At 77.3% G+C, this 24,329-nt stretch carries 17 protein-coding genes and 1 tRNA gene; 6 read left to right on the top strand and 12 right to left on the bottom strand.

Annotation, left to right across the window (positions count from 1 at the left end; all coding sequences use genetic code 11):
- Positions 1–9: 9 nt before the first annotated feature.
- From Cpa01nite_RS03025 to Cpa01nite_RS03040, 4 genes are all read right to left on the bottom strand, one after another.
- A complete protein-coding gene (locus Cpa01nite_RS03025; protein ID WP_203667278.1) occupies positions 10–1,506 on the bottom strand; it encodes a sensor histidine kinase in 1,497 nt (498 codons plus the stop codon).
- 34 nt (positions 1,507–1,540) lie between these two features.
- Positions 1,541–1,978 (bottom strand): hypothetical protein, encoded by a 438-nt coding sequence (locus Cpa01nite_RS03030; protein ID WP_203667279.1) that lies wholly within the window; start codon positions 1,976–1,978, stop codon positions 1,541–1,543.
- A 144-nt stretch (positions 1,979–2,122) separates the two neighbouring features.
- Positions 2,123–2,196, bottom strand: a tRNA-Met gene (locus Cpa01nite_RS03035).
- A gap of 229 nt (positions 2,197–2,425) precedes the next feature.
- Entirely contained in the window at positions 2,426–5,476 is a 3,051-nt protein-coding gene (locus Cpa01nite_RS03040) for a UPF0182 family membrane protein (protein WP_203667283.1), read from the bottom strand.
- Between the two features lie 165 nt (positions 5,477–5,641).
- Between Cpa01nite_RS03040 and Cpa01nite_RS03045 the strand changes: the two genes are divergently transcribed.
- Positions 5,642–6,214, top strand: coding sequence for a PPA1309 family protein (locus tag Cpa01nite_RS03045; protein ID WP_203667284.1), 573 nt, complete (start codon positions 5,642–5,644; stop codon positions 6,212–6,214).
- A 28-nt stretch (positions 6,215–6,242) separates the two neighbouring features.
- On the opposite strand, the gene Cpa01nite_RS03050 is transcribed toward Cpa01nite_RS03045, so the two are convergent.
- A complete protein-coding gene (locus Cpa01nite_RS03050) occupies positions 6,243–7,421 on the bottom strand; it encodes a YlbL family protein (protein WP_239068483.1) in 1,179 nt (392 codons plus the stop codon).
- A gap of 126 nt (positions 7,422–7,547) precedes the next feature.
- Here Cpa01nite_RS03050 and Cpa01nite_RS03055 point away from each other — a divergent pair, with 126 nt between their 5' ends.
- Positions 7,548–9,029 carry a zinc-dependent metalloprotease gene (locus Cpa01nite_RS03055; protein ID WP_203667285.1) on the top strand — a complete coding sequence of 494 codons (1,482 nt, stop codon included), beginning with the start codon at positions 7,548–7,550 and terminating at the stop codon, positions 9,027–9,029.
- A 4-nt stretch (positions 9,030–9,033) separates the two neighbouring features.
- Here Cpa01nite_RS03055 and Cpa01nite_RS03060 read toward each other — a convergent pair whose 3' ends face one another.
- Positions 9,034–9,549, bottom strand: a complete 516-nt coding sequence (locus tag Cpa01nite_RS03060) for a SprT-like domain-containing protein (RefSeq protein WP_239068496.1) — start codon at positions 9,547–9,549, stop codon at positions 9,034–9,036.
- Positions 9,550–9,933: 384 nt separating this feature from the next.
- Between Cpa01nite_RS03060 and Cpa01nite_RS03065 the strand changes: the two genes are divergently transcribed.
- Complete coding sequence (locus Cpa01nite_RS03065; RefSeq protein WP_203667286.1) at positions 9,934–10,092, top strand: DUF5679 domain-containing protein; 159 nt, start codon at positions 9,934–9,936, stop codon at positions 10,090–10,092.
- Between the two features lie 84 nt (positions 10,093–10,176).
- Entirely contained in the window at positions 10,177–11,193 is a 1,017-nt protein-coding gene (locus Cpa01nite_RS03070; RefSeq protein ID WP_203667287.1) for a ubiquitin-activating E1 family protein, read from the top strand.
- Positions 11,194–11,354: 161 nt separating this feature from the next.
- Here the strand turns inward: Cpa01nite_RS03070 and Cpa01nite_RS03075 are convergent, their stop codons facing one another.
- The 3 genes from Cpa01nite_RS03075 to Cpa01nite_RS03085 form a co-directional block, all read right to left on the bottom strand.
- Complete coding sequence (locus tag Cpa01nite_RS03075) at positions 11,355–11,702, bottom strand: WhiB family transcriptional regulator (RefSeq protein WP_203667288.1); 348 nt, start codon at positions 11,700–11,702, stop codon at positions 11,355–11,357.
- 137 nt (positions 11,703–11,839) lie between these two features.
- Positions 11,840–12,034 carry a hypothetical protein gene (locus tag Cpa01nite_RS03080; protein ID WP_203667289.1) on the bottom strand — a complete coding sequence of 65 codons (195 nt, stop codon included), beginning with the start codon at positions 12,032–12,034 and terminating at the stop codon, positions 11,840–11,842.
- Positions 12,035–12,190: 156 nt separating this feature from the next.
- Positions 12,191–14,230, bottom strand: a complete 2,040-nt coding sequence (locus Cpa01nite_RS03085; protein ID WP_203667290.1) for an ATP-dependent helicase — start codon at positions 14,228–14,230, stop codon at positions 12,191–12,193.
- Positions 14,231–14,376: 146 nt separating this feature from the next.
- On the opposite strand from Cpa01nite_RS03085, the gene Cpa01nite_RS03090 reads away from it, so the two are divergent.
- The gene (locus tag Cpa01nite_RS03090; RefSeq protein WP_203667291.1) at positions 14,377–14,643 is read left to right on the top strand and encodes a mycoredoxin; all 267 of its coding nucleotides are present in this window, start codon (positions 14,377–14,379) and stop codon (positions 14,641–14,643) included.
- Positions 14,644–14,651: 8 nt separating this feature from the next.
- Here Cpa01nite_RS03090 and nudC read toward each other — a convergent pair whose 3' ends face one another.
- On the bottom strand, positions 14,652–15,845 hold the full coding sequence (gene nudC, locus Cpa01nite_RS03095) for an NAD(+) diphosphatase (protein WP_203667292.1): 1,194 nt from the start codon (positions 15,843–15,845) through the stop codon (positions 14,652–14,654).
- A 196-nt stretch (positions 15,846–16,041) separates the two neighbouring features.
- On the opposite strand from nudC, the gene Cpa01nite_RS03100 reads away from it, so the two are divergent.
- Positions 16,042–16,977 carry a phosphotransferase gene (locus tag Cpa01nite_RS03100; RefSeq protein WP_203667293.1) on the top strand — a complete coding sequence of 312 codons (936 nt, stop codon included), beginning with the start codon at positions 16,042–16,044 and terminating at the stop codon, positions 16,975–16,977.
- Positions 16,978–17,289: 312 nt separating this feature from the next.
- On the opposite strand, the gene Cpa01nite_RS03105 is transcribed toward Cpa01nite_RS03100, so the two are convergent.
- Together Cpa01nite_RS03105 and Cpa01nite_RS03110 are read right to left on the bottom strand one after the other, a co-directional pair.
- A complete protein-coding gene (locus tag Cpa01nite_RS03105) occupies positions 17,290–20,874 on the bottom strand; it encodes an ATP-dependent helicase (protein WP_203667294.1) in 3,585 nt (1,194 codons plus the stop codon).
- Complete coding sequence (locus Cpa01nite_RS03110) at positions 20,871–24,299, bottom strand: ATP-dependent helicase (RefSeq protein WP_239068484.1); 3,429 nt, start codon at positions 24,297–24,299, stop codon at positions 20,871–20,873. The genes Cpa01nite_RS03105 and Cpa01nite_RS03110 overlap by 4 nt, the downstream gene beginning before the upstream one ends.
- Between the last annotated feature and the right edge of the window lie 30 nt (positions 24,300–24,329).

The raw sequence follows: 24,329 nt of genomic DNA on the forward strand, positions 1-24,329 counted from the left end.
AGAGAACCCTCATGCGCGGTCGCCGCGGTCGTGCTCGGCGCGCCCCCGGGCGCGGCCCGACCGCTTGGCCGGCAGCACCAGCCGGAAGGTCGACCCGCGGCCGACCTCGCTGTCCAGGCGCACCTGCCCGCCGTGCCCCTCGACGACGGCCATGACGATCGCGAGGCCGAGCCCGTGCCCGTCGGACCGCCGGGGCTGCGCCGTCGCGCGGGCGAACCGCTCGAAGATGCGGTCCCGGTCCACCTCGGCGACACCCTCGCCCTCGTCCCGGACCCAGATGTGCACGTGGTCGCCGTCCCGCGACGCGCCCAGGGCGATGACCTGGCCGGGCGTCGTGTGCTGGACCGCGTTCTGCGCGAGCTGCGTGAGGGCCTGGGTGAGCCGCTGCGGGTCGGCCTCCAGGTCGGACGGCACCGCCCCGTCGTAGACCCATTCGCGGTCGGCGAGCGCGGACACCTTGGCGAACACGTCCGGCAGCAGCGTCTGCACGGCCACCGTGCGGTGGTCGATGAAGTCGGGCCGCTCCGAGCGGCTCAGCAGCAGCAGGTCGTGCACGAGCCGGGCCATCCGGTCCAGCTCGTCGAGGACGAGCGCGACGGTCTCCTCGCGGTCGGCCGGGTCGTCCGTCATGACCTCGAGGTGGCCGCGCACGATGGTGATCGGCGTGCGCAGCTCGTGCCCCGCGTCGCTGACGAAGTCGCGCTGGGAGGCGAGCGCGCGCTCCACGCGGTCGAGCATCTCGTTGAACGTCTGCCCGAGCTCCGCGATCTCGTCGGAGCCGGACACCGGCATGCGCGCGGACAGGTCGTTCTCGTGGATGGCGCGGGCGGTCTCGACCGCCCGGCGCAGCGGCGCGAGCAGGCGGCCCGCGACCACGTACGCGGCGACGGACACCACCGCGAGCAGCGCCAGCAGGGCCAGGCCGATCCGCCCCATCGTCGTGTCGACGCGGGCCAGGCGGTCCTCGGTGAACTCCGCGACGACGAACACGCCCTGGATGCTCGGCTGCTGGGTCGCCGGGTCGGTGCCGACCACGGGCACCGCGAGGTACTCGACCGGCCCCGCGGACGACTCCAGGTGGCCGCGGCGCGGCTCCGTCAGCCCGCGCACCTCCCGGACGAACGCGGGGTCCGCCGTCAGCTGCGCCGGCGGGCTCGCGCTCGTCAGGTACGGGTCGCCGGCCACGAACGCGTAGAGCGCCTCGTCCTCCGCGGTCGCGTTGCGCTCGAAGAACGTGTCGAAGATCGCCCGCAGGTCGCCCGCGAACGGCAGGCCCGTGCTCGGGTCGTTGCCCCCCACGAGCCGCTGCAGCTCCTCGACCTCCTGGGTCAGGTCCGTCTCGACGCCCTCGCGGATGCCCTCCACGAGCACGGTGCGCGCCGCGAACCCCGCGACGAGCAGCGACGTGGCCAGCAGGAGGATGTACGCGACGAGGATGCGGGTGCGGGTGCTGCGCAGGCGCGGGACCAGCCGACGCCACCGGAACCGGGGTCGCCGGCTCGCCACCGGGACCCCCTCGGTCGGCGGGGCCGCGGCGCGCTCAGTCGTCGCCTGCTCCGTCATCGTCGCCCCCATCATCCCCGTCCGCGTCGTCGTCGTCGTCATCGTCCGGCTGCGCCGGCTGCGGCGCGGGCTGGGGCGGCGGCACCGGCGCCTGCGGCACCGCCGGGGGCGCGGCGGGCGCGGGCTGGGCCGGCGCCGGTGCGGGCTGCGCCGGCTGGGCCGGGGCAGGCGACCCGTCGTCGCCGCCCCCGGCCGAGGTCGCGTCGTCCGCGCCGTCCCGCGCGGGCTCCGCCGACCCGGGCGCCGACGACCCGCCCGGCGACGGAGCGGGCGACGAGGACGGCGACGTGCCCAGGTCGATCACGGGGACGGGCGCCCGGTCGGCCGCCGCGCCGGGCAGCGTGATGGCGAGCGCACCGCCCGCGACGACGACCACCGCCAGGGCCCCCAGGCCGAGGGCAGCTCTCTTCTGCATGCCCCCACCCTGCGTGGCGGGCGTGAGGTGCCCATGAAGCGGGGATGAGAGGACTCTCATCCGGCCGCGCCCGCACCGCGGAGAACGACGAAGGCCCGGACCGTGTGGTCCGGGCCTTCGTCACCGATCTGCATCGGCACTGTGTAGCGGGGGCAGGATTTGAACCTGCGACCTCTGGGTTATGAGCCCAGCGAGCTACCGAGCTGCTCCACCCCGCGTCGGTGATCACTACGTTACGCCAGGGTGACGGGCGGGTCCAAATCCAGCACCCGTGCCCTCGGTCACACCTCCCCCGTGCCGGGCCGGTGCCGAGGTCGTCGGTCGCGGCCGCCGCGACCCCGGCGCAACCGACGACCTCGGGCGGAACCGCCGACCTGGGCCGGGAACGCCGGCGGGCCGGCTCCCCCGAGGAGGAACCGGCCCGCCGGCGTCGTGCCGCGCCCGGGCTCAGCCGCCCGAGCCGCCGAGCTCGGCGTCGGCCGCGGCGGCGTCGTCCAGCGCCTCCTGCAGCCGGGCCTGCGCCTCGCCGTAGGCGGCGAAGTCGCCGTCCGCCAGCGCGGCCTGCCCGTCCTGGTACGCCTGCGACGCGCGGCTGATCGCGTCGGTCAGCCGGGTCGCCGCGGGCGCACCGGCCCCGGCGCCGCCGGCGCCCTCGGTGGGCTCGGGCGACGGCGTGGTCGTGCCGTCACCCGTGTCGCCGGTGCCGGCGTCCCCGCCGTCGCCGGTGTCGTCCCCGGTCGTCGGCGGCGTGATCTCGTTGCCCGCGTCGCCCGCGGAGGTGCCGTCGTCGCCGCCGAACACCTGGTCCAGCGCCTCGTCCAGCGTGCTGGCGAAGCCGATCTCGTCACCGAACGACACGAGCACGCGCTGCAGGAGCGGGAACTGCGTGCCGCTCGCCGCCTGGACGTACACGGGCTGCACGTAGAGCAGGCCGCCGCCGACGGGGAGCGTGAGCAGGTTGCCGCGGATGACCTGGGAGTCACCGCGCGCCAGGATGTTCAGCTCGTTCGACACGTCCGGGTTGGACGAGAAGTTGTTGTTCATCTGGTTCGGCCCGGGCACCGTCGAGTCGCGGGGCAGCTCGAGCAGCCGGATCTTCCCGTAGCCCTCCGCGGGCTCGCCCTCGGCCGCCCCCGCCTCCGCGTCGACCGCGATGTACCCGGTCAGCACGTCGCGGGCGTTCCCGCCGGCCGGCACGTAGGTCGACATGAGCGAGAAGCTCGCGGCGTCCTGCGTCGGCATCTCCAGGGTCAGGTAGTACGGCGGCTGCGCGACGTCCTGGCCGGAGGCGGTCGGGTCGTTCGGCGTGCGCCACGCGTCGTTGCCGGAGAAGAACTGGCCCGGGTCGGTCACGTGGTACGTGCCCAGCAGGGTGCGCTGGACCTTGAACAGGTCCTCCGGGTACCGGATGTGGCTCATCAGCTCGCTGCTGATCTCGGACACCGGCGCCAGCGAGGTGTCGAACACCTGGCTCCACGCCTGCAGGACCGGGTCCTGGTCGTCCCACGCGTACAGCGTGACGCTGCCGTCGTAGGCGTCGACCGTGGCCTTCACCGAGTTGCGGATGTAGTTGACCTTCTCGGGCTGCAGGGCCGCGATGGTGGTCGAGGTCTCCGTCAGCGAGTCGACGGTGGCGTCCTCGAGGGACTGCGCCGCCGCGTACGGGTACTGGTTCGACGTCGTGTAGCCGTCGACGATCCACTTGACCCGGCCGTCGACGACCGCGGGGTACACCCGGCCGTCGAGGGTCAGGTACGGGGCGACCTTCTGGACGCGGTCGACCGGGTCGCGGTCGTAGAGGATCTGCGACTCGGCCGTCACGCGGTCGGAGAACAGGATCTGCTCGGAGCCGAACTTGATCGAGTAGAGCAGCTTGCTCCAGAACGTGCCGATCTCCGGGCCGGCGGACACCTCGTCCGTCGGGAAGGAGGTGTTCACGGCGCCGCCGGACTCGTCGTCCGGGTAGTCGAGCTCCCACTCGGAGCCCTCGGGGGCGCCGACGATCGAGTAGCTCGGCGAGCTCTGGCCGAAGTAGATGCGCGGCTCGTACTCGCCCATCTCGCCGGAGGTCGGGATGCCGCCCTCCCAGAACTCGGGAGCGCCGCTCGACGTGGTCGTGTTGCCGTAGGCCGCCACGACGCCGAAGCCGTGCGTGTAGACGGTCGCGTCGTTGGTCCAGTTGCGCCGCTGGGCGTCCAGGCCGTCGAGGTCGAGCTCGCGGACGGCGATCACGGTGTCGCGGCTCTCCTCCTCGATCTCGTACCGGTCGACCGACAGCGTGTCGGGGAACGAGTAGAACCCGCGGATCTGCTCGAGCTGGCGGAACGAGTCCGACACCACCTGCGGGTCGAGCAGGCGGATCGACGCGGTGGTCTCCGCGTCCTCGCGCAGCGCGCCCGGCTCGGCCGTGACGCTGGCGTTGTAGTCGGTGGTCTCGACGTCCTCGAGGTCGTACGCCGCCAGGGTCGCGTCGATGTTGCGCTGGATGAACTCCGACTCCGCGTCCTGCTGGTTCGGGTTCACCTGGAACCGCTGGACGACCGCCGGGTAGATGCCGCCGATGACGACCGCGCTCACGATCATGAGGCCCACGCCGATGGCCGGCAGGCGCCAGGTGCCGCGCACCGCGGTGACGACGAACATGACGGCGACCAGCAGCGCCACGCCCGCGAGGATGCTCTTGGACGGGATGACTGCGTTGACGTCGGTGTACGAGGCGCCCGCGAACCGGTCGCCCTCCTGCGTGAGGATCGAGTACCGGTCGAGGAAGTAGTTCGCCGCGATGAGCACCATGAGGACGGCCGCGATGACCGACAGGTGCACCCGGGCGGCGCGCGTCATGCGCGGGGTGCCGGCGGAGCCGCCGATGCGGAACCCGCCGTACAGGTAGTGCGTCGCGACGGCCGCGATGCCGGACAGCACCGTGACGGCCATGAGGAAGCTGACGACGAACCGCATGCCGGGCAGCTGGAACATGTAGAACGACAGGTCCAGGTCCCACTGCGGGTCCCGGCGGCCCACCTCGGTGCTGTTCAGCCACAGCTGGACGGAGCTCCACTGCTGGGACGCGGCGATGCCGGCGAACAGGCCGAGGACGGCCGGGCCGGCGATCAGCACGACGCGGCGCAGCGGCTCGACGGCCTCGCGGTAGGCGTCGAGGCTGGCCTGCTCCTGGTTGGACGGCGCGTAGACGGGCCGGGTGCGGTAGCCGATCGCGAGGCTGGCGAACACCGCCCCGCCCATGATCAGCAGGCCGGCGAGGAACAGCGCCCCGCGGGTCAGCCACTGGGTCCACAGCACCTGGGAGTAGCCGAGCTGGTCGAACCAGAGGACCTCGGTCCAGAACTGGGCGAGCAGCAGCACGGCGACCACGACCAGGGCGAGCACCACGATCGTGATCGCGAGCGGGCTCGGCCGGCGGCGGCCGGCGACTCCCCTCGGTGGCCGGGGCGGTCGTGGCCCCCGGGGCTGGCGGGCGGACGGGTTGGCGAAGGTCACGGCCTTGAGGTCCTCGTCGTCGGGTACGGGTCACGCGTGCACGCACCGGGCACACCCGGCACACACGCAGGCCACAACGCGCCAGGCGGGGTCAAGGTTCCCACAGCCGCGGCACCGCGCACCGGCCCGCTCCCCGCGCCGCTCCCGCGCTTCGTGGGTGCGAGGATGGCGCGCGTGACGCAGACCCCGGACACCCCCGCCAGCACCCCCGCCCAGCGCGCCCTCGCCGCGGCGGTCGTCGAGATCGAGCGGCACGTCGCGACCGGTGGCTGGGACGGCCCCGTGCGCGTGTTCGCGCTGGTCCGGACGCAGGCCGCGCTCGACGCCGAGCCCGCGCTCGCGTCGCAGCTGCCCGCCGGGGTGATCGCCGCCGCGGCCGCCGACCCGGACCACCTCACGTCGATCGAGCAGGAGGGCCTGCCGGCGAGCGACGACCTCGAGGGCCTGCTCGGCGGCATGGCCTGGCCCGAGGGCGTGGACGGCGCGGCGCTGACCGTCGAGCGGATCGTGCTGCCGCCCGAGGCCGAGGAGGGGTTGCCCGAGGAGCCCGACGCCGCGCTGGCCGCGCTGCTCGCGCACCCGCAGCGCCAGGACGTCCGGCTCGCCGTCGGGGTCCTGCGCGACGGGCCGTCGTGGTGCGCCGTGCGGCAGCGAGCCGAGGACCGGGACGAGGCCGTGGGCCAGGGCGAGGACGTGGTGCCGGGGCTGGTGGACGCGCTGCGGGCGACGTTCGCCTGACGAGCCGGGCGGCCCGGCGGCCCCGGCCTCAGCCCGCGTCGGCGGCGTCGGCCGCGGTGCACGCCGGCAGGTCCCCGGCCTCCCCCGCGCCGATCGCCTCGACGGCCTCCCGGGCCTCGTGCAGCGTCGCGACCTTCACGACCGTCAGCCCGTCCGGGACGTGCCCGACGACCTCGTCGCAGTTGCGTGCGGGCGCCAGGAACCAGTCCGCCCCGTCGCGCAGCGCGCCCGCCATCTTCTGCCGGATGCCGCCGATCGGGCCGACGGCGCCGTTGAGGTCCATCGTGCCGGTGCCGGCGACGACCTCGCCGTTCGCCTCGTCCTCCGGCGTGAGCTTGTCGATGATCCCGAGCGCGAACATCGTGCCCGCGCTGGAGCCGCCGATCTGGTCGATCCGGATGGACACGTCCACCGGCGGGTCGAACGACGGGTCGATGAAGACGCCGAGCTGGCTGCCCTCGCCGTCCTCCTGCGCGCCGGTCACGACCTCCAGGTCGACGTCCGCGCCGTCGCGCCGGACGCCGAGCGTGACCGTCGTCCCCGGCTCGGTGTCGTCCAGCAGGTCGATGAGCTGCCCGTACGAGGTGAGCTCCGTGCCGTCGTAGGTCAGCAGCACGTCGCCGGGCTCGACGACGCCGACCGCGCCGGTGCCCTCGACGGCGTCGTGCACGGTCAGCGTGACCGGCACGGTGTACCCGAGCTCCTCGAGCGCGGCGACCGTGGCGTTCTCCTGCGAGGACACCATCTGGGCCTCGTTCTGCTCGTCGAGCTGCTCCTGCGTGGCGTCCTGCGGGAACACCGACTCCACGGGCAGCACCCGTCGCGTGCCGTCGACCCAGCCGGCCAGCACGCCCAGCACGCTCGAGGGGTAGCCGGGGCCGCCGGTGGTCGACACGGTGGTCAGCCGGAGCTCGCCGGTCGACTCGTACGTCTCCGCGCCGTCGATCGTGATGAGCGCCTGGTCGTCGTGCGTCCCGAGGGTGTCGAGCGTCGGCCCCGGGGAGTTCACGGCGTACGGCACCGGCATGAGCAGCAGCACGACCAGCAGCACCGTGGTGAGCAGCAGGCCGCCGGACAGCAGGGCGGCGCGGCGGGTCACGGGCTCCGGCGGCGGGACCGGCTCGCCGGCGACGACGGCGCCGTCGAGCGGGGCGTCCGTGCCGGGGGTCGCGGCGGGCTCCGAGGGGCTTCCGGGCTGGGCGTGCACCGGACGATCATGCCGCACGGACGTGTGCGGGCCGGCGTGCGCCCTCAGCGAACCCGCGACGACGACCGGTCCCGCCCGCGCGCGCTGTGGTTACGGTGGCACCACGACGAGCCCGGGAGCACCGAGATGACCGACGACCCCACCGCGCGCCAGCCCGGCGAGCCCTCCGACGGCTCCGCCTGGGAGCAGATGCTGCGCCAGATGTTCGGCGAGGGCGCGGACGAGGCGCTCCGGCAGATGCGCGAGCAGGGCCTGGACCCCGCCGAGATGGCGCGCGCGTCCGGCCTGCCCGACGACCCGATGCTGATGAACCAGGTGATCGCCCAGGTGCAGCGGATGCTGTCGTCCGGCGGCGACGGCCCGGTGAACTGGGACGTCGCGCACGACATGGCCCGCCAGGTCGCCGTCACCGGCGGGGACCCGAGCCTGTCCCCCGCCGAGCTGCGCCAGGCGACCGAGGCGCTCGGCGTCGCGGAGCTGTGGCTCGACGCCGCGACCGACCTGCCGCCCGCCGGCGGCTCGGTGCGCGCCCTGTCCCGCTCGGAGTGGGTCGAGCGCACGCTGCCGACCTGGCGCACCCTGACCGAGCCGGTGGCGACCTCGATGTCGACCGCGCTGGCCGCGACGCTCGCCGATCAGCTCCCCGAGAGCATGGAGCTCCCGCCCGGCCTCGGCGCCGGCGGCCTCGACCCCGCCGCGATGATGCGCCAGCTCGGCGCGCTCGTGTTCGGCATGCAGGTCGGCCAGGCGGCCGGCTCGCTGTCCCGCGAGGTGTTCGGCCTGACCGACGCCGGCCTGCCGCTGGTCGCCGAGCCGGCGACCGCGCTCGTGCCGGGCAACGTCGCCGCGTTCGCCGACGGGCTCGACGTCCCGCTGGACGAGGTGCGGCTGTTCCTCGCGCTGCGCGAGGCCGCGCACGCCCGGCTGTTCACGCACGTCACCTGGCTGCGCGGGCACCTGCTGGCCGCCGTCGACGCCTACGCGCGGGGCATCACCATCGACGTGGAGAGCCTGGAGGAGTCGGTGCGCGCCATCGACCCCACCGACCCGGCCGCGCTGCAGGGCGCGCTGTCCTCCGGCGTGTTCGCGCCGCAGACGACCCCCGAGCAGCGGGCCGTGCTCGCCCGGCTGGAGACCGCGCTCGCGCTGGTCGAGGGCTGGGTGGACGAGGTCGTCGCCACCGCCGCGCTCCCCCACCTGCCGCACAGCGTCGCGCTGCGCGAGATGATCCGCCGCCGCCGCGCCGCCGGCGGGCCCGCCGAGCAGACGTTCGCCACGCTGGTCGGCCTGGAGCTGCGGCCCCGCCGGTCGCGGGACGCCGCCGCGCTGTGGGCGCGGATCGCCCGCGAGCAGGGCGCCGAGGCGCGCGACGCCGTCTGGGACCACCCGGACCTGCTGCCGACGGCCGAGGACCTGGACGACCCCGCCGGGTACGCCGGGCGCCGCGCCGCGGCCGAGGGCGAGCACGCCGACCTGGACAAGGCGCTGGCGGAGATCCTGGGCGACGACGCGGCCGGCGGTGCCGGCGGCGCGTCGCCCGCGGGCGACGGGACCGAGGGCGACGGGACCGAGGGCGACGGCCCGACGGGCGGCGAGCCGACCCGCTGAGTGGTCAGTCCGCCTCGGGCGCGGCGACGTCCTCGACGGCGTCGTCGTCCGGGGCGGCGTCCTCGCCCCCGGGCGCGCGCTCGGCGAACGAGTAGCCCTCGAGGAACCCGCGCGCCCGCTCGGTGCGCGGGTACGCCTCGAGCTCGGCCCAGAACTCCGGTCCGTGGCCGGCGTGGAGCAGGTGGGCAAGCTCGTGCAGCAGCACGTAGTCGGTCACCCAGGACGGCATGCCGCGCAGCCGGTCGGACAGCCGGATGCTGCCGTCGGCGATCGTGCACGAGCCCCAGCGCCGGCCCTGGTTGCCGGACCACCGCACGCTCGACGGCACGGCGCGGCCGCCCAGGTACCGCTGGTTGAGCTCCGCGGCGCGGCGGACGAGCTGGTCGTCGGACGGCCGGCGGCGCTGCTCCTGGGTGGCGAGCCGGTCGAGCATCCGGCGCACCCACTCGCGCTCCTGCGCCCGCGTGAACCGCGCGGGGATCGCGACGATCGTCCGGCCGCCCTCGCGGTACGCGGTCACCGTGCGGGACCGGCGCCGGGAACGGCGGACCTCGACGGGGCCGAGGCGCGGGTCGCCGTCGGCGGCGCCCGGGGCGGCGGTGGGGTCCGGGGCGGCGGCGGGGACGCTCGCCGGACGGGACGACGTGGCCGCGGGTCGGGGCGCGGCCGCGGCCGGGCGGGGCACCGGGCCGGGCGCGGGCGCGGCCGAGCGCACCGGGTCGACCGGTCTCCGGGGGTGCTCCCGCGACGGCTGCACGTCCAGCACCGTAGCGGTTCGGCCCCGTGATCTGGGGCAACCGGCGCGCGACGGGCGGAGGGAACTCTCCCGCGCGCGCCGCTCGGCAGACATACTGGCCCGGGCGCCGAGGAGCGGCGTCCGTGGACCGACACCGAGGAGACAGACATGGCCGAGACCTACGCCGGCGAGTTCTACTGCGTGAAGTGCAAGGAGAAGCGCCAGGCCGAGGGTGAGGTCGTCGTCTCCGAGTCGGGGCGCCGGATGGCCAAGGCCGTCTGCCCGGTGTGCAGCACCAAGCTGAACCGGATCCTCGGCAAGGCCTGAGCGAACCCGCCCTGTGGACGACGGCGTCCACCCCCGTCCGGGGTGCCACGGTGGTGGCACTCGACGGGACGGGGGTGGGGCGCCGTGCAGCTCCGGCAGGGACTCCGCGTGCTGCGCCGCGCGCGGGACGAGGTCCAGGTGGGCGTCGACCCCCGCTGGGCGGTGCGGGTCGGCGGCCTGACCCCCGAGCGGGCCGAACGCCTGCTCCGCGCCGGCGACCGCCCCGTGGACGACGCGCTGCCCGCGTCGGCGCTCGCCGCCCTGCGCGCCGCCGGGCTGCTCCGCCCGCGCGGCGCCCGTGCCCGCCGGGTCCGCCCGGACCTGGTGCCCGAGGCCCTCGCCCACGGCCTGACCCGCGCGGACGGCGACGGCGTCGACTCCGTGCGGCGGCGGTCGCGCGCCACCGTGGCTGTGGTCGGGCTCGACCGCGCCGGGACCACCGCGGCGAGCACCCTCGCGCTGGCCGGCGTCGGGGGCCTGCTGCTCGACGACCCGCGCCCGCTCGGCCCTGCGGACGTGGCGGGACCCGTGGCCGCGCGCCGGACCGTCGACGGCGCGACGGACCGCGCCACCGCGGTCGTCGACGGGTTGCGCCGGCTCGCCCCCCGCACCCGCGTCCACGTGCGCCGCGGCCTCGGCGCCGTGCTCGCCGAGCGGCCGGACGCGGTGGTGACGGCGTCGGCCGGGGCGACCGACCCCGCGTCCGCGCTCGCGCTGCTGGGCGCGGACCTGCCCCACCTGCCGGTCGTCACACGCGAGGCGGATGCCCTGGTCGGGCCGTTCGTGCGCGCGGCGGCGGACGACCGCGCCCTGCCCTGCCTGCGATGCCTCGACCTGCACCGCGCCGACGCCGACCCGGCGTGGCCGGTGGTGCTGGCGCAGCTCGTGGCCCCCGGCGCCGACGGGCACGCCCCGGGCGTGCCGGCCGCGCTCGCCGCCGTCGCGGGCGGGCTGGCCGCCGCCGAGGTGCTCGCGCACCTGGACGGCGGGTCGCCCCGGACGGCCGGGGCGCAGTACGAGGTCCCGGTGCCGTCGGCGGAGCCGCGGCTGCGCCGGTGGGCGGCGCACCCGGCGTGCGGGTGCGCCGCCCTGGACGGCTGACCGCCCGGCCGTCGTGGCCGGCCGGGCGGGGCGGACGAGCGGGCGGGGCGGACGAGCGGGCGGGGCCGCCGCCCGACCGTCGTGGCCGGCCGGGCGAGCGGACGGCGAGCCGCGCGGCCCCGCCCCCGGGTGCGGACCGGGGGCGGGGTGGCGGGCGGCGGTCAGGCCGCCGGGCTCGCGTCCTTGCGCGGCCGGCCGCGGCCGCGCTTGACGGCGACGACCTGGCCGGCGACGAACACCTCGCCGCCCCACACGCCCCAGGGCTCCTGCCGCTCGAGCGCGCCGGCGAGGCAGCCCTCGAGGAGCGGGCAGGTGCGGCAGAGCGCCTTGGCCTGCTCGACCTCGGCGGTCCGCTCGGCGAACCAGAGCTCGGGGTCGTTGGACCGGCACGGGATGAGCCCCGCGACGAGGGCGTCGAACTGCACATCGGTGACGGCGGGCGTCGAGGCGGGCGGCCAGGGACCGGAACCGCCCTGGTTGACCGTGTCGAGCAGCGTCGTGAGCCGCACGATGTCCTCCTGATGACTTGCGGGTTGAGCGAGGTGGCGGTGGATCCGCGGGTGCCTCGCTCCTCCGCGCAGTGCGGGGGAAGACGAAGGCCGCGGGATCCGGGTGGACTCCGCGGCCTGAGGGGCTGGTCATCGACTCAGATGACCGGTCCTCCTGGGACGGAGTCGGGGGCGGACGAGAGATCGCGCGCACGCAGCCGGAGACCGGTGCCGCCGAGGCCACGGATGCCCGTGGGGGCGGCGGGGGACACAGCGGTCCCCTGGAAGGTGCCGGAGGTGGGTGCCAGGAACGGCAGCGCGATCGCGCCGAGCTCGTTGTTCATCTTCTTCACAGCACCACACCTCCTTCTCGTCATCGGGCCGCCGCCGCTTCGCGCAGCACGGCCTTCCAGCAGGACTCGTTCACCGTAGAGGGGCCCTCGCGGGCGGCACAACCGATTTACCGAGGAATCTTCCGGACTTTTTTTCCGGGTCACCCGGACGGCGGGTCAGCGCACCGCCGCGGCGTCCCCGGCGGCGGGCCGCCGACCGGCCACGATGGCCAGCAGGTCGGGCCCGTACCGGTCGATCTTCGCCGGGCCGATGCCCTGCACCCGCGCCAGCTCCGGGACGCTCGCCGGGCGCAGCTCCGCGATGGCGGCGAGCGTGGCGTCGCCCAGCACCGTGTACGCCGGCTTGGACGTCGAGCGGGCGAGGTCGGCGCGCCAGACGTGCAGCGCGGCGAGCAGCTCGGCGTCGACCTCCCCGGTGAGCCGCGGCACGGCGCGCGGGCGGCCGTCGCCGAACCGCGCGCGCCCCTCCTGCGGCCACAGGCCGTCGAGGAACCGCGAGCGGCGGCGGGTCGCGCGGCCCCCGGGGTTGCGGGCCCGGCCGTAGGACAGCTCCAGGTGCACCCGCGCGCGGGTGATGCCGACGTAGAGCAGCCGGCGCTCCTCCGCGAGGTCCGCGGCGGTGTCGGCGGACGCCCACGGCACCAGGCCCTCGCTGAGCCCGGCGAGGAACACCGCGTCCCACTCCAGGCCCTTGGCGGCGTGCAGCGACGCGAGCGTCACGCCCTCGACGGTCGGGGCGTGCTGCGCGGCGGCGCGCTCGTCCAGGTCGGCGATGAGGTCCTGCACCGTGGCCCGTCCGCCCGCGCGCTCGGCCGCGGCGGCGAGGTCGTCGGCGAGCGTCACCAGCGCGTGGAGGGTGTCCCAGCGCTCGCGCGAGGCGCCGCGCGCCGCGGGCGGCTCGTCCGACCAGCCCGCCGACCGCAGCGCGTCCCGGACCGTCTCGGTCATGGGCACGTCGGCGTCGGCGGCGACCGCGGCGCCCCGCAGCCGGACGATCGCGTCGCGGACCTCCTTGCGCTGGAAGAACCGCTCGCCGCCGCGGAGCACGTACCCGATGCCCTGGTGCGCCAGCGCCTGCTCGAACGCCTCGGACTGCGCGTTGGTCCGGTACAGGACGGCGATCTCGCTCGGGCGGGTGCCCGCGGCGATCAGCCGGCCGATCCGGGTGGCGACGCCGGCGGCCTCCGCCTCGTCGTCGTCGTAGACCGCGAACCGCACCGGCCCGCCGGACGGGCGCTGCGCGATGAGCTCGAGCGGCTCCCAGCGCGCGCCGCGGTCCTTCGGCGCGCGGCGCAGCACCTCGTTGGCCAGGCCGACGACCTGCGGGGTCGACCGGTAGTCGCGGACCAGCCGGACGACCTGCGCCTCGGGGTGCTCGGCCGTGAACCGGGTCAGGTAGTGGGGCGTCGCCCCGGCGAACGAGTAGATGGTCTGGCTGGGGTCGCCCACCACGCACAGCTCGTCCCGGCCGCCGAGCCACTGGTCGAGCAGGAACTTCTGCAGCGGGGAGATGTCCTGGTACTCGTCGACGACGAACCGCCGGTACTGGTGGCGGATCTCGTCCGCGACCGCGCGGTTCTCCACGAGCATCCCCGACAGCAGCCAGAGGATGTCCTCCATGTCCATGACGCCGCGCGCGTCCTTGGCGTCCTCGTACGCCGTGATGAGCCGGGCCACGACGTGGTGGTCGTGCCCGGCGGGCGCCGGCCGGTCGGCCGCCGCCGCGGCGCGCACGTAGTCCTCGGCGGTGATGCGCGAGACCTTCGCCCACTCGATCTCGGACGCGAGGTCGCGGACGGACACCCGGTCGACCGACAGCCCGAGCCGGTGGCACGCGTCCGCCACGACCGGCGCCTTCTGCGCGAGCACCTGGGGCGAGGGGCCGCCGACGACCTTCGGCCAGAAGTACCGCAGCTGGCGCAGCGCGGCCGAGTGGAACGTGCGCGCCTGCACGCCCGCGACGCCGAGGTCGCGCAGGCGGGTGCGCATCTCCCCCGCGGCCCGCGCGGTGAACGTCACGGCGAGCACGCTGGTCGGCGCGTACACGCCGGTGCGCACGCCGTACGCGATCCGGTGCGTGATCGCGCGCGTCTTCCCCGTGCCCGCGCCCGCCAGGACGCACACCGGCCCGGTGAGGGCGCGCGCGACCTCCCGCTGGTCCGGGTCGAGGGCGTCGAGGAGGTCGTCGGCAGGCATCGCGGAGATCCTCGCACCTCCCGCCGACACGCCGGGACGGTCGTCCCCAGGCCGCCGGGGCGTGATCGGCTGACGCGTCCGGGATGATCCTGCGGGCGCCGGGCGTTCTGCTCGGTGACGCGACACCGACCATGCGAAGGCAGACGATGACGACCACGCAGGACCTGCCCGCCGAGGGCACCGTGACGATGTACTCGACGACCTGGTGCGGCTACTGCCGCCGGCTCAAGACGCAGCTCGACTCCGCGGGCATCGCGTACACCGAGGTCGACATCGAGCAGACGCCGGACGCCGCGTCGTTCGTCGAGCAGGTGAACGGCGGCAACCAGACCGTCCCGACGGTGCTGTTCCCGGACGGCTCCGCCGCCACGAACCCGTCGCTGGTGCAGGTCCGCGAGCGCCTCGGCGCCTGAAGCGCGGCTCAGCGCGTGCCGAGCGGACCCTCGTCCGCGGGGGCCGGGGCGGCGCGCCGGCCCTGCCGGCGGGTGGCGGGCGCCGGCGGCTGCGCGGCCGGGGCGGCGTCCTCGGCCGGGGCCGGCCGCTCCGCGGGGGCGGGCCGCCCGTCGGCGGCACCCGTCTGGCCGTCCGTCGCCGCCGCCTGCTCGGCCGGGGGCACCGCGCCGCGGCTCCAGCCGTCGCGCAGCGGGTCGGACGGCAGCGGCCCGCCGAACCAGTCCTCGATCAGCGCGCGGGCGATGGACGTCCCCGGCGGGAGCACCACGGTCCCGTCCTCGACCTCCGCGCGCAGCGTGTCGCGGTCGAACCAGCGCGCGGCGCGCAGCTCGTCGCCGTCGACGGTGATCTCCGTGGACAGCGCCCGGGCGCGGAAGCCCAGCATGAGCGACGCGGGGAACGGCCACGGCTGGCTGCCCCGGTACTCGACCTCGCCGACGACGACCGCCGTCTCCTCGCGCGCCTCCCGGCGGATCGCGTGCTCGACCGACTCCCCCGGCTCCACGAAGCCCGCGAGCGTCGAGAACCGGTGCGTGGGCCACGCCGCCGAGTTGGCGAGCAGCAGCCGGTCCCGGTCGTCGACGACCGCCATGATCACGGCGGGGTCGGTGCGCGGGTAGTGGTCCGAGCCGTCGACCGGGCACCGGCGCACCCAGCCGCTCGACACCGGCTGCGTCTCCGCGCCGCACCGCGGGCACCGCGGGTTCCGGACGTGCCACTCGTAGAGCGCGACCGCCGCGGTCGCCAGGCCGGCGTCCCGCGCGGACAGCTCGGCGCCGACCTCGCGCAGCGCCGTCCACTCGTCGCCCGCGGCCAGCGCCGCCGCGGCACCCTCGGGCACGTGGTGCGCGAGGTACGCGGGGCCGTGCGGGCGCTCCTCGCCGGGGGCGACGCCCGGGACGCGGTCGGCGTCGTCGTAGCCGAGGAACGCCCAGCGCTCCGCCAGCGACGAGCTCGGCGCGCGGAGCGCCGCCTCCTGCGGCGAGTAGAGCGCGAGCGCCGGCCGGCGGCCGCGGCGGCGGGTCACGACCCGTCCGCCGGACACCAGCAGCACGCGGGTGGAGTCGTCGTCGAGCAGCGCGGGCAGCAGGTCCTCGTCACCGCGGAGGTCCGCGGCCCGGTCCGTGACCGTCCGCGACAGAGGGAGGTCGGAGGCGAACACGTCGCCACGGTACGCGTCGCGGGCGGAGGTCGCAGTCGACGGACGCCGGGCGACGTCGCGGGGCGGCGGGCGGCGGGCGACGACGTGGAGCCGCGGCCCCGGGCGACGTCGTGGAGCGGGCGGCGGGCGACGCCGCGGTGACACGCCCGGCGCCGGGCGGTCTGCCCCGGGCGCCCGCGGGTCCTACCCTGGGGCGGTGCGTTCTCCCCTTGCCCTCGCCGCCCTCGCGACCGTCGCCGTCCCCGGCTTCGACGCCCGCGAGGTGCGCGCCGCCGCGGCCCCGGGGGACGACGACGTCGCGCTGGTGACCGACGGGCAGCGCCGGCACTGGGTGGTGCGCGCGCCGCGGAACGCCGCCGCGGGCGCCGCCCTGGAGGCCGAGCTCGTGCTGCTGTCCGCCCTCGGCGACCAGGTGGACGCCGGGAAGCTGCCGTTCGACGTGCCGCGCGTCGCGGGCGCCGCGCCGCTCGAGGAGGGCGGCCGCGTCGTCGTCCACCGCGAGCTGCCGGGCCGGCCGGTCGACCTGGAGCGCGTCGCGCCCGGCCCCGGCATCGCCGCGTCACTCGGCCGTTCGATCGCCGCGCTGCACGAGCTGCCGGTGGCGATCGTCGAGGACGCCGGGCTGCCCGTCTACGACGCCCCCGCCTACCGCGCCCGCCGGCTCGCCGAGGTCGACGAGGCCGCCCGCACCGGCCGCGTGCCCGCCACCCTGCTGCGCCGGTGGGAGGAGCGGCTCGAGGACGTCGCGCTGTGGAAGTTCGCGCCCGTCGTCCTGCACGGCGACCTGTCCGCCGACCACGTGCTCGTCGCCGACGGTGCCGTCACCGGGGTGACGTCGTGGGGCGAGGCCAAGGTCGCCGACCCCGCCGACGACCTCGCGTGGCTGCTCGTCGCCGCCCCGCAGGACGCCGTCGACTCGATCATGGAGGCGTACCAGCTGCGCCGCACCGAGCTCACCGACCCGCACCTCGCGGACCGCGCGCTGCTCGCCGGCGAGCTCGCGCTCGCGCGCTGGCTGCTCTACGGCGTGCGGTCGGGCGACGGCGAGGTGGTCGCGGACGCCGTGCAGATGCTCGACGAGCTGGACGAGCAGACCCGCGACGTCGCCGAGCCGGGCGCCGCCCCGCTCTGACCGGCCGCGGCCACGCGCTCCCGGCGCGCCCCGCTCCCGCGCTCCGCTAGCGACCCCGCTCCCGCGCTCGCTCTCGCTCTCGCTCTCGCGAGGTCGTCATATCGCGCCGAGGTCGTCATCAACGAATGACGACCTCGGCGACGAATGACGACCTCGCCGGCTCCCCCGCTCGACAGCCGCCCACCTCGCCAGCTCCCCCGCCCGACCGCCGCCCACCTCCCCGGTTCCGCGGTCACGAGCTCCGCGGAGCGGGCGACCTCGCGCGCGACCGGCGAGCTCCTGCGGGACCGGCGACCAGCCGCCGGCGCGCGGTCAGGCCGGCGGGCCCTCCGTCGCCGCGAGGAGCAGTCGCTCGATCTCGTCCGCGCCGAGCAGCCGCTCGGGGCGGACGGTGCGGCCCGCGCCGACGTAGCAGAACGCCGCGCTGACCCGGTCGAGCGGCGTGCCGGTCCACCGGGACCACGCCAGCCGGTACACGGCGAGCTGCAGCTCCCGCACCGCGGTGGCGGCGGGGTCGGTCGGCGGCGCGCCGGTCTTCCAGTCGACGACGACCACCGCGTCCCGCTCCGGGCGGTCCGGGTCGCGGAACACGGCGTCGATCCGGGACCGCAGCACGTACCCCGCCACGGTCGTCTCGACGTCGACCTCGACCGCGACCGGCTCCAGCGCGGCCCAGGGCGTCGCCAGGAACGCGGCGCGCAGGGCGGCCTCGTCGGCGTCGACGGGCACGGAGTCGTCGTCGGCGCCGGGCAGGTCGTCCAGGTCGACCAGCGCGGGCGACCCGAAGAACCCCTCGACCCAGGCGTGGAACTGGGTGCCGCGCCGGGCCTGCGGGGACGGCCGGTTCGGCACCGGGCGGCGCAGCGCGCGGGCGAACTCGCCGCGGTCGGCGGCCAGCCGGACGACCGCGGACGCGGACAGGTGCGCGGGCAGCTCGACCTCGGGCCGCGGCCGGGACTCCAGCGCCCGCTCGGCGAGCAGCAGGTCGACCGTGCGGTCCCACGCCGACCGCCGCCCCGGGCCGGACCCGCCCGCCGCGCGCTCCGCCCGGGCCGCGCGCACCGCCGCCGCGGCCGCCTCGACCGCGGCGCGCCGCACGGGACCGCCCTCGGCCTCCCCGCCGAACGGGTCGGCGGGCCACACGGCCCCCGCGACGTCCTGGGTCCGGGGGTTCTCGGTGCCGTCGTCGGGCTGCACCGCCCAGCCGTCGACCCGCGCGAGCCCCGCGTCCACGACCTCGGTGAGGAACAGCGACGGCGGCCGCACCCGGGTGCCGTCGCCCCACCACGCGCCGGTGAGCAGCAGCGACGCCCGCGCGCGGGTGAACGCCACGTAGGCGAGCCGGCGCTCCTCGGCGACCTGGTGGTCGCCGGCGTCCAGCAGGAACTGCTTGCGCCGCTCCTCCAGGTCCTTGGGGTCGGCCGCGCCGGCGTAGGCGAGGTCGGGCAGGTCGTGCCGGTCGCCGCGCAGCGGGTACGGCAGCTCACCCAGCCCGGTCAGCCACGCCGAGTCGGTCGGGCCGCTCGGTCCCTGGGTCCGGGTCGCGGGCAGCCCGCCGTCGACCAGCCCGGCCACGGCGACCGCGTCCCACTCCAGGCCCTTCGCGGCGTGCACGGTGATGAGCTGGACGGCGTCCGGGTCGGGCTCGGCCACCGGCATGTCGAGGCCGTGCTCGTGCGCGTCCGCCGACTCCAGCCAGGCGAGGAACCCGCCGAGCGTCGGGTCGTCGGTGGCGTCTGCGTACCGCACGGCGACCTCGCGGAACGCGTCCAGGTGCGCGCGCGCCCGGCCCGGCGCGACGCCCGCGCGGGCGGCGACCTCGATGTCCAGGCCCCAGAGCCGCTCGGCGTGCGCGACCAGCTCGGGCAGCGAGAGGTAGGTGTGCTGACGGACCGCCCGCAGAACCTCGCCGACGGCCACGACCCGGGCCAGGCCCGTCGGGGTGAGCGAGCGGCCGGACGGGCTGGTCCAGCCGGGCGGCGGCGGGGAGTCCACCGCGTCCACGATGCTGCGCTCGTCCACGACGTCGGCGACCACCGGCGCGGGCTCCGCGGCGCCGTCGCCGGGCACGCCCGTGCTCGGGGCGCCGTCGATCGCGACGCCGTCGCCGGCGAGCGCGCCCGGCCCGCCCCCAGCGCCCGCCCCGGTGCCGGGGCCGGCCGCGTCCCCGCGTCCGGGCTCGGCCGCGCCCGCGACCGGTCCCGCCTGCCCGCCGGCGCCCGCCGCCGACGCCGCCCGCTCCCGCGCCACGGCCGCCGCGGCGCGCGCGTCCAGCCCCTGCGCCAGGTGCGCGGACCAGTCCGCGAGCGCGTGCAGGTCCGCGGCGCCGAGCATGGTGCGCGCCCCGGTGAGGAGCCGCATGAGCGAGTCGCCGCGCGACGGGTCGTGCGCCGCCTGCAGCAGCGCCACCACGTCGACGACCTCGGGGGTCGCGAGCAGCCCGCCGAGCCCGACGACCTCCACCGGGAGGCCTGCGGCCCGCAGCGCCCGGTGCAGCACCGGGAACTGCGCGCGCTTGCGGCACAGCACGGCCGCGGTCACGCGCGCGCCGCCCGGCGCCGGGGCGCCGCCGTCGACTCCCGGCCCGCCCTCGGGCCGCCAGCGCGCCGCGACGAACTCCGCGACCGCCTGCGCCTCCTCCTCCAGGGTGGGCGCGAGGTGCGCGATCACGTCGCCCGCTCCCGCGCCGGGCCGGGCGCCGAGGGTGGGTAGCGCGACGCGCGCCTTCTCCGGGCGCCGCAGCGGCGCGGCGACGTGGTTGGCGGCGTCCAGGACGGCGACGTCGTTGCGCCAGGAGGTCGACAGCGCGTACACGGCTGCGGGCTGCCGGTCGCCGTCCGCGGCGACGTCGGGGAAGTCGGTCGGGAACCGCTCGAGACCGCCCGCGCTCGCGCCGCGCCACCCGTAGATCGACTGGTGCGGGTCGCCGACGGCGGTGACCGGGTGCCCGCCGCCGAACAGCTGGGACAGCAGGACCAGCTGCGCGTACGACGTGTCCTGGTACTCGTCGAGCAGCACGACCCGGAACCGGGCTCGCTCCCCCGCACCGACCTCCGGCACGTCGCGGGCCAGCCGCGCGGCGATCGCGACCTGGTCGCCGAAGTCGAGCGCGTCGGACGCGCGCTTGCGCTCCCGGTACGCCGCGACCAGGTCGAGCACCCGCTGCCGCTCCCGCAGCGAGCCGACGAGCTCGCGCACCTTGGCGTACGGCTGCCGCGGCGGCGTGCCGGGCGGGGTCGCCTCGATGTCCTCGACGATGCCCTCGATGCGCCGCCGCGCCTCGTCGGCGTCGATGAGGTGCTCGTCCAGGGCCCCCGACAGCGTGAGGACCGCCTCGACGACCGTCGACACCGCGGCGGACGAGTCGAGGTCGGCGGTCCACGACTCCACCACCTCGCTGGCGAGCTGCCACTGCGCGGCCTCTCCGAGCAGCCGCGCGGACGGCTCGACGCCGATCCGCAGGCCGTGGTCGCCCACCAGGGACGCCGCGTAGGCGTTGTAGGTGGAGATGGTCGGCCGGGCCACCGTGAGCAGCGCCGCGCCGCCGTCGGCCGCGTCCTCCGCGACGGACAGCCCCGGCAGGTGCACGCCCTCGGCCGCGGCGGCGCGGGCGAGGTGCCGCAGCCGGCGCCGGACCCGCTCGGCGAGCTCGCCGGCGGCCTTGCGGGTGAACGTGAGGCCCAGCACCTCCTCGGGCGCCACCAGACCGTTCGCGAGCAGCCAGACGACGCGGGCGGACATGGTCTCGGTCTTGCCCGAGCCGGCGCCGGCGACGACCAGGGCCGGGCTCAGCGGCGACTCGATCACCGCGACCTGCTCGTCGGTCGGCAGGTCGCGGCGCAGCAGCCGGGCGATGTCCTGCGCGGACAGGGTGGCGGCCAGGGCCGGCGCGGTCACGCGACCACCTGCCCGCCCTCGTCGCGCAGCGGGCACGAGCGGCGCACCGGGCAGCGGTCGCACAGGGTGTTGGCGGTCGCGGCGAACGACGACGCGGCCATCCGCTCCGCCACCTCCTCGATGTGGGTCCGCGCCCAGGACGGGTCGTCCGGGGCGTCCGGGCCGAGCGCGGGCTGCTCGCGCAGCGCGGCCTTGTTCTTGTTGACGTCGGACACGAACACGAGCTGCGCTCCCGCGCTGGTCGCGCCGGGCGGCAGGCCCTCGACCGCACCGGCGTCCACCGCGAGCTGGTAGGCGCCGAGCTGCGGGTTCGTCGTCGCCTCCTGCGCCGACGGCGCGGTGCGGCCGGTCTTGAGGTCGACGACCCGCACGGGGATCGCCGCGTCGTCGGGCCCGTCGGCCGCGTCCGCGTCCGCCCGCTCGACCCGGTCCAGCGTCCCGCGCACGACGGCGCGGTCCAGCTCCAGCTCGAACCGCGCCTCGATCGCCAGCGGCTCCCCGGCGTGCGCGAGGTAGTCCGCGAGCCGCCCGACCATGGCCTCCGCGCGCCGGCGCTCGAGCGTGGCGGGCCAGCCGTGCCCGAGCCCGAGCTCCGGCCACCGCCGGTCGAGCTCCGCGAGCAGCTCCTCGCGGCCGCCGCGCGGGTGCGTCTGCGCGAGCGCGTGCACGAGCGTGCCGAGCGACTGCCGCGCGCTGCTCGGCGCCGTGCCGCCCGCCGCCTCCAGGGCCCAGCGGAGGGTGCAGGTGCCCGCGGTCTCGATCCGGGACGGCGACACCGGGACGCGCTGGCCCTCGGCCCACAGCGGGGCGTCGCTGGACGGCTCGGCGAGGCCGTGCCACTCCGCGGGGTCCGCGCCGGGCACGCCCTCGTCGGCCAGGCGCGCGAGCACGCCCGCGGCTTCGGGGTCCGGGACGCCGTCCCTCGCCGCCTGCTCGAGCCGCCCGCGCAGCTGCGCGACCAGGCCGCGCAGGTCGAGCGGGGCCGGGGCGACCGTGCGCCGCGGGTCGTCGTCCTCGTCGTTCGGCTCGACCAGGTCGAGGAACGGCGACGGCTGGTCGTCCTCGTCGGACACGGCCGTCACCAGCAGCACCCGCCTGGCGCGGGAGACGGCGACGTGGAAGGAGCGGAGCTCGTCCGCCAGCACCGCGGCCCGGGCCGCGGCGCCCGCCTCGGCAGCGGCGTGCGCGTCGGCCGGGGCGTCGGCGGCGGCCGCCCGCCCGGCGCCGCGGCCCGCGAGCACGTCGACCAGCGCCTGCGACCCGAGCAGCGAGTCGCGGAGCCGGAGGTCCGGCCAGACGCCCTCCTGCACGCCCGCGACCACGACGACGTCCCACTCCCGGCCCGCCGCGCCCGCGGGGGTGAGCACCGAGACGGCGTCCCGCCGGGCGCGCGCCGCGATCGTGTCGGACGGCAGCTCCTGCGCCTCCACCCACTCGAGGAACGCGGCGGCCCGGGCCTGCGGCATGCGGTCGACGAAGGTCTCGGCGGCGCGGAACAGCGCGAGCACGGCGTCGAGGTCCCGGTCCGCCCGCGCCCCGCCCGGGCCGCCCGCGAGCGCCGACCGGCGCCACGGCTCGGCGAGGCCGGACGCGTCCCAGATCGCCCACAGCACGCCCTGCGCGTCCGCGCCCGGCGCCGCGGCCGCCGCCCGGCCCTCGGCCAGCACCGTGGCGATCCGGGCCACGGGCCGGCGGACGACCGGCTGCAGGCCTGCCGCGAGCGCGGGCGACAGCAGGACCTCGACCAGCAGCTCGTCGCTCGCGCGGCCGCCGCCGAGGGCGACCTCCTCCGCGCGCAGGCTCCGGCGCAGGCGGCGCAGGCCCACCGCGTCGAGCCCGCCGAGCGGGGAGCAGCACAGCCGCGCCGCGAGCTCGGCGTCCAGGGCGGAGCCCCCCGCGTCGGGGCCCAGGGCGACCCGCAGGGCGTCGAGCAGCGGCCGCACGGCGGGCTCGTCGCGCAGCGGCACGTCGCTGCCGACCACGGCGACCGGCACCTGCGCCGAGCCGAGCGCGCGCCGCAGCGCGGTCACCTGGCCGCCGGAGCGGGCGATCACGGCCATCTCGGCCCACGGGGTGCCGTCCTCGAGGTGCGCGCGGCGCAGCGCGTGCGCGACCCAGGCGGCCTCCTGCGCGGGGCTGGGCAGCACGGCGGCGCGGACGACGTCGCGCGGGACCACGACGTCGGCCCCGTCCGCGCCCCCGGCGTCGTGCGCCGCCACGCGGTCGGCCGCTCCGCCCTGCGTCGGCACGCCGGCGGGCACGGGCGCGCCTCCGGCGTCCCCGGCGCCGGGCACCGGCAGCGCCCGCCGGTGCGCCGCGCCGCCCACCACCGCGACCCGCTCGGCCACCCGCGCCGCGACCCCGCGCAGCACCGGGCCGTGCCGGCGCACCCCGTCGAGCACGAGCCGCGTCGCGCCCAGCTCCCCGGGGCCGTCGCCGGCCACGTCCGCCCGGCCGACCAGCGCCGGCGTCGCCCCGCGGAACGTCTGCACCGCGGCGTCGGGGTCGGCGAGCAGCAGCAGCCGCGCCCCGTCGTCCTGCAGCACGCGCAGCAGCCGGGCGGTCGCCTCGGTCGCCTCCTGGTAGTCGTCCACCACGACGAGCCGCCACCGCGGGCGCGGCCCCGGCAGCTCGTCCTCCCAGTGGCGCAGCACCTCGGCCGCCTCCTCGACGACGACCGCCGGGTCGTACCGGGCGCCCGCGTCCGGCGTACCCGCGCGCAGCGTCGTCACGTCGACGTACTCCCGGTAGAGCGCCGCCGCGGCGACCCACTCGGGACGGCCGTGCCGCTCGCCGAGCGCAGCCAGGTCCTCGGGCTCCACGCCCCGCTCGGCCGCGCGCATGACGAGGTCGCGGAGCTCGCCGCGGAACGCCCGCAGGGTCAGCGCCTCCTCCGGCACGCCGGCCGGCCAGCGCAGCGGCACGCCCTCCCCCGCGGCGTGGCCCGCGAGCAGCTCCGCGAGCGCGAGGTCCTGCTCCGGGCCGGAGATGAGCGTCGGGGCGGGGTCGCCCAGCAGCGCGGCGCGCGCCCGCAGCACCGCGAACGCCGCCGCCGCGGGCGTGCGGACCATCGCCTGCCCGGTCGTGCGCCGCACCCGGCCGCCGATCCGGTCGCGGAGCTCCGCCGCGGCGCGGCGCCCGGACGCGAGCACGAGCACCTCGTCCGGGGACGGCAGGTCCGGCGAGGGGAACAGCCCGTCGTCGTCCGCCCCCAGCGCCGCCGCCACGGCCTCGACCGCCAGCAGGGTCTTGCCCGTGCCCGCCGCACCCACCACCAGCAGCGCCGGGTGGGTGCCCGCGACCACGCGGTCCACGACCGCCCGCTGGTCCGCGCCGAGGCGGACCGGCGCCGGCGCGTCCGCGAGCGCGGGGCGCACGAGGCGCAGCCCGCCCGCGGGCGGCGGGGCGGCGGGGGTCGGGTTCACGAGCTCGATCCCATCACACGCCACCGACAC

Source organism: Cellulomonas pakistanensis (genome assembly GCF_016862755.1).
Lineage (GTDB): Bacteria > Actinomycetota > Actinomycetes > Actinomycetales > Cellulomonadaceae > Cellulomonas > Cellulomonas pakistanensis.

Bases quoted from the DNA above. Each gene is read 5' to 3' on its own strand.
- Cpa01nite_RS03030 (WP_203667279.1), bottom strand. From the start codon at position 1,978: ATGCAGAAGAGAGCTGCCCTCGGCCTGGGGGCCCTGGCGGTGGTCGTC.
- Cpa01nite_RS03045 (WP_203667284.1), top strand. From the start codon at position 5,642: ATGGCGCGCGTGACGCAGACCCCGGACACCCCCGCCAGCACCCCCGCC.
- Cpa01nite_RS03055 (WP_203667285.1), top strand. From the start codon at position 7,548: ATGACCGACGACCCCACCGCGCGCCAGCCCGGCGAGCCCTCCGACGGC.
- Cpa01nite_RS03065 (WP_203667286.1), top strand. From the start codon at position 9,934: ATGGCCGAGACCTACGCCGGCGAGTTCTACTGCGTGAAGTGCAAGGAG.
- Cpa01nite_RS03085 (WP_203667290.1), bottom strand. From the start codon at position 14,230: ATGCCTGCCGACGACCTCCTCGACGCCCTCGACCCGGACCAGCGGGAG.
- Cpa01nite_RS03090 (WP_203667291.1), top strand. From the start codon at position 14,377: ATGACGACCACGCAGGACCTGCCCGCCGAGGGCACCGTGACGATGTAC.